Annotated in this window: 7 protein-coding genes and 2 pseudogenes; 4 read left to right on the top strand and 5 right to left on the bottom strand. The window is 46.5% G+C overall.

Annotation, left to right across the window (positions count from 1 at the left end):
* The 5 genes and pseudogenes from CUS_RS12125 to CUS_RS12110 all read right to left on the bottom strand — a co-directional run.
* The coding region (locus CUS_RS12125) for a hypothetical protein (protein WP_002851085.1) at positions 1-354 on the bottom strand (354 nt) is incomplete at its 3' end.
* Between the two features lie 3 nt (positions 355-357).
* Entirely contained in the window at positions 358-576 is a 219-nt protein-coding gene (locus CUS_RS12120) for a hypothetical protein (RefSeq protein ID WP_002851095.1), read from the bottom strand.
* Positions 570-770, bottom strand: a complete 201-nt coding sequence (locus CUS_RS19875) for a hypothetical protein (RefSeq protein WP_002851086.1) — start codon at positions 768-770, stop codon at positions 570-572. Before CUS_RS19875 ends, CUS_RS12120 begins: the two co-directional genes overlap by 7 nt.
* Entirely contained in the window at positions 763-1077 is a 315-nt protein-coding gene (locus CUS_RS20675; protein ID WP_002851084.1) for a ParA family protein, read from the bottom strand. The genes CUS_RS19875 and CUS_RS20675 overlap by 8 nt, the downstream gene beginning before the upstream one ends.
* A 21-nt stretch (positions 1078-1098) precedes the next feature.
* Positions 1099-1359: pseudogene (locus CUS_RS12110) on the bottom strand (single-stranded DNA-binding protein); the annotation flags it as partial.
* Positions 1360-2046: 687 nt separating this feature from the next.
* Between CUS_RS12110 and CUS_RS12100 the strand changes: the two are divergent.
* The 4 genes and pseudogenes from CUS_RS12100 to CUS_RS12085 all read left to right on the top strand — a co-directional run.
* Positions 2047-2514: a helix-turn-helix domain-containing protein gene (locus CUS_RS12100; protein ID WP_002851093.1), complete on the top strand. Its 468-nt coding sequence runs from the start codon at positions 2047-2049 to the stop codon at positions 2512-2514.
* Positions 2507-2926 carry a hypothetical protein gene (locus CUS_RS12095; protein ID WP_002851094.1) on the top strand — a complete coding sequence of 140 codons (420 nt, stop codon included), beginning with the start codon at positions 2507-2509 and terminating at the stop codon, positions 2924-2926. The genes CUS_RS12100 and CUS_RS12095 overlap by 8 nt, the downstream gene beginning before the upstream one ends.
* A 460-nt stretch (positions 2927-3386) precedes the next feature.
* Positions 3387-4046: pseudogene (locus CUS_RS18695) on the top strand (type IV secretory system conjugative DNA transfer family protein); the annotation flags it as partial.
* A gap of 440 nt (positions 4047-4486) precedes the next feature.
* On the top strand, positions 4487-4746 hold a 260-nt coding region (locus CUS_RS12085; protein WP_002851082.1), incomplete at its 3' end, for a recombinase family protein.

Raw genomic sequence — 4746 nt, 5'->3', positions numbered from 1 at the left:
CATGTGGTCATTCAGACAGTCCAGGGAGCAATAACTCTGATTGGTGTCCTGATGCTTGTAATAGCTCTTGCCCGCCGGAATTTCCTTGTAACAGTTCGCACAAAACATGACCGCACGAACAATGGTGTCTGCAAACTTCATCAGTGTGAGCTTGTATCGGCGCTGATTGTAGCAGAAGTTGTACCATACCTCGCCCGAGAGCCTGTCATGGTTCTCGGAAAGGCTTGCGATAACGTCCCTTGCCACAGCTGATACGCTCTTTTCGTGATCGCCCGAGAAGTATTCGTCAAGTTCGCCCTCGCTGTGAGGGGCGAAAAGGAACGGCGTACCCTCGGTGTCAAATCTCTTAGGCATAGTTCAGTCCTCCTCGTCCTCGTCGGTGCAGAAGTCGAGACCGTTCTCAAGTTGAATGTATATGCCCGAATATCTGTCGTGTTCAGAGCCGTCCGAGTTCATCATCGCTTCAAGGAAGAAAGCCTTTGCTTCCTCACGGTCAGCCCATACCCGGACTTCGCCGTAGCACTTGGTCTTTACCTTGCGGTTGGGATTCATTGCGAGTTCTGACATACTTAACATCTTGAAAGCACCTCCATTGCCAATCTTTCATATTCCGTACCGAGTTTGCTGTCGGTCATGCAAAGCGGAACTCTGCTGACAGAACTTTTCGCCGCTTCGACAGACTTGCTGATGCTCGTTTCAAATACCATTTCGCCGTACTTTTCATTCAGTTCCGCAAGGGATTCACGGCTCACCTTTGTGCGGTCAACCATTGTCGGCAGGACACCCAGCATTGTCAGCTTGGGGTTGATAGCACCCTTGATCACAATGCCGTATTGCCGTTCTTACAATGTCGGGTGTCAGCTGACCGCCTGTGCAGGCTGTCATAACAAGCTGTGTCATGGTGGGAAGTCCGTCATGCTCGTAGCCGAGATATTCACTGAGGTTAGCCTGCGGATCAATGTCCACCAAAAGCACCCTCTTTCCCTGTTTCAATGCAAGGCAAGCCCCGAGGTTGAAGGCGGAAGTGGATTTTCCCACGCCGCCTTTCTGATTTGAGATCGCCGTAATAATGCCCATTTTTATTCCTCCTATCTGTGTTCAGAACAGCACTCCGCTGTCTGTGCTGTCATAGAAACCGCCGTTGTTATCGGCATTTTCGCTGTTATTCTCTCCCTCGGTCTTTCTGCGTGTTCCCGGGAAGTGTACCTCGTTTACCTTGATCTCCACGGAAGAACGTTTCTCGCCGTTCTTCTCAAAGGTGGAACTTCTCAGGTTGCCGACCACGGTGATCATTTCGCCCTTAGAGAACATATTATTGATGAACTCTGCATTGTGATTCCATGCGGTGCAGTTAAAGAAGTCGGTCTCGGGCTTGTGAGATCATATCAGTTCCGAGCAAGACATGAGAAGCAAATGATTTTGTTCTTGGAGGTGGTCAAGATGAGTTGTACAGCAACAAACACATAGCTATCTGCAAAGATTGCCGTGGGCATTGTTTTGTGCTTCACAAGAGAAATCAGTCTGAGGGGGAATATCCGATGACGAAAGAGTTATCCGGGCGGTCTGAGCAGTTCAGGCCGCCCTTTTTCTGTCTGTAAATTCGGAAGGAGGAATATAAATTGTAAAATTTCTATGAACATTCCACCCTATGTGGCATTGGCGGAGAAGCATATCACACTGCTTTTGCCCATGCCTGCGGTGCTTTTTGGACTTCTCTATGTTTTGACTTATTTTTGTGGAAAACTCCGTTTCTCTTGTAAAATCAAGGAAAAGAGAAAAGTGCGTATGTCACTTGGAGTGGCACTGCAAAGTTTGATTTTTCGGCGGTTATAGTGCATAATAGAAGATGTAGCGTTATGAGCCTACAACACTTATTGTGCCTGTCTGCGCAGAGGAATCTCGGTCATAATAAGCTGAACTGAATACATGGTCAATCAAATGGTACTGAGAGTTTGGTTGTCGGACGGGATACTGCCCGAATGACAGGCTAACTATGTTCATTTGCGTAAATCTCGTCTTAAATCAACGATAAGGAGAGATTTACCGATGAGCGATAACAATGACGGACTCTATGTAAGGCTCTTCACCGAACGTGAGGAGCCGGAGGACTATGAACGTTACATACACGGGCCTGAGCCTGATTCGGACACAATAGGCAAAGCATTGAAGCGATTTTCAGATGACAGCGGTATCACTCAGGGACAGATCTCACTGCTGACGGGGATTTCGAGGTCATGTCTTTATTACTACTGCAAAGATCAGAGGAAAATCGGCTATGAAAACCTTATATTGCTCTGTGTTGCACTCAGGCTTCACCCTCTTAGGCAGGAATATCTGTTCAGCTTAACTCCCCATAAGGTACACAAAAGCGATCCAAGATATGATATAATCCGCCTTTTCCTTGTAAACTGTGCATTTATGGAGAAATACACGGTCAAGGCACTTAACGAGTGCATTAAGGCTGAGGGCAAAGAACCGCTTATCTCTAAAAAGAGGGCAGGCGGGAATGAGTAAGTTTCAGTATACACACTTCGGTGACGAAGTTCCGAGAAAGGTGGAGAAAGAATACAACCGCATGGGGCGGAGGGAGCATTACCTCGAAGAACAGGACGCTGCACACGATGTTATGTATCTTGACCACAAGGACATTAGCAGAATACCCGATTATCCTGCCGATGAGCTGTCTCCGGCTGATCTGCTCAGAGAAACAAGGCTCTGCTATCTGCCCGTAGCATTGGAGTTGATGAGAATGGACTATCCCTTTGAGTATCAGCTTATCAGGGACTACTATCTGTCTGAAAAGGCAGTATCTATGATGTATCTGGCTAAGAAATATGCTGTGTCACCGAAGAAAGTCGAGTACAGAATCAACAAAGCTAAGAGACTGCTCAGGGAGCACATCATAGTGCACGGAAATAAAGAATGATTTTTGTGCATAACAACGATTTTTTCTTTTTAGCCGAAAAAACACACTCAAATCATGAGGAAATCTTCGTTTTTTTCGGTTATAGAGTAGAGGGGTGTGAGCCGTGACAGGAAATCACGGCTGAGGCACTCCGAACTCCTTGCATTTGGTATCAGGGACGGCAAGACAGTTTATGCCCATTTGCTGTCTGCCGTCTGTGGTACTGATATTTTATCAAGACTTCATGTTATACTCCTATTTTCATATTGATAGGCGATGTCCTATCGGGAGATACCCTGTGTCATGCAGGGTGTCTGCCAATAGTATATCACTATTTGGGCATAAAAATAACGGATAGACGATGTACTGCCGTTCTTACGGCATAGTATCTTGAAAACTGAATATTCATCAAGGCTATAACCTACGGGAAAGAATCAAGGAGGCTCGGCTTATGACTGACTATGAAGCCTATGACAAGATCTTTGCGAAAAGTATGCACTACAATCCGTTCGCTTACATCTCAAAGAAAAACCGTGAGAAGGACATTCTCAAATTCGTTGAGGTGCTTATCAAGAATACTTCTTCCTCTCAGCAGCCGTCCGGAGATGACTTTTGGGTAAAAGCTGAAAAGCTCCTTTACACGGCATATATCGCCCTGATATTTGCTATGTATCCCGAAGACCAATGGAACTTTGAAACGCTGATCGACATGATCAACAATTCGGAGTGCCGTGAGGACGATGAGGAGTTCAAGAACTGTATCGACATTGAGTTTGAGATCGTGGAGTGCTGGCTCAACGGCACAACACACGAAGATCCCGAAGTCATGGCTGATTACGGTGACATCTTTGAAACGAAACCCGATGCCGAACAACGGCGCTTGGGTGCATTTGCACTCAAACAATTCAAGGCGTATAAGCTCGCTGCCGGAAAAACGGCTAAGTCTATCCTTATTAGCTGTTCGACACGACTCGCGCCTTTTGCAATAGATGAGGTCTTGGAGATCACCTCCTACGATGAGCTGCACCTTGACAGGCTCGGTGACGAGCTGAGTGCGCTTTTCATAATCATCTCCGATACAGACGCTACATTCAACTTCCTTGTAGCGATCATGTATTCCCAGCTTTTCAACCTACTCTGTATGGTGATGTCAACTCCGCAGTTTGAATTGAGCGACCGTATCCACGAATTAGAGAAGCAAATTCCGGCTATCGAGGAATACCGCAAGTACAAGGTCTACTACAAGAATTATACTTCTCTGGAGGGCAAGGCGAAGAAAAAATACGGAGAGAACTGCCGTTACGAACTCGACCAGTATCATGAGTGCCGTAAAAAGCTGAAAGAACTGTTTCCCGACGGTATCATTCCCAAGATCAAGGACTTGCAGGACGAACTGAAAAAAGCCCGTGAGGATTATGCCAAGATGAGTGCGGAGCGTAAAGCCATAAAGAAAGAAGCGGACAGGCTTTCAAGGCTTGCACAGCAGAAGCGTGACAGTCAGAGGACGCTTGCCCGATATATGCAGAACGAACAAGCTGCCAAGAGAAAGAAAAGTCAGCTTGAATAAAGAAAGGAATTTTTATGAGTAGAATAGGTTATATCCGTGTTTCCACGGAACATCAGGAGACAGCGAGACAGCAGGAGATCATGGACAGCTATCAGGTTGACCGCACCTTCTCCGAGAAGATTTCGGGAGCGAACAAAGACCGTCCTCAGCTTAAAGCTATGCTGGACTATGTGCGTGAGGGAGATACTCTCTACATCGAAAGTATCAGCCGTTTAGGACGCTCCACAAAGGACTTGCTGAATATCATCGACACCCTTACCGACAAAGGGGTAAC

The organism is Hominimerdicola alba 8 (genome assembly GCF_000178155.2).
Classification (GTDB): domain Bacteria; phylum Bacillota; class Clostridia; order Oscillospirales; family Ruminococcaceae; genus Hominimerdicola; species Hominimerdicola alba_C.
Note: the sequence above shows the minus strand (reverse complement) of the source record. Positions and strands in the feature narration are given on the sequence as shown.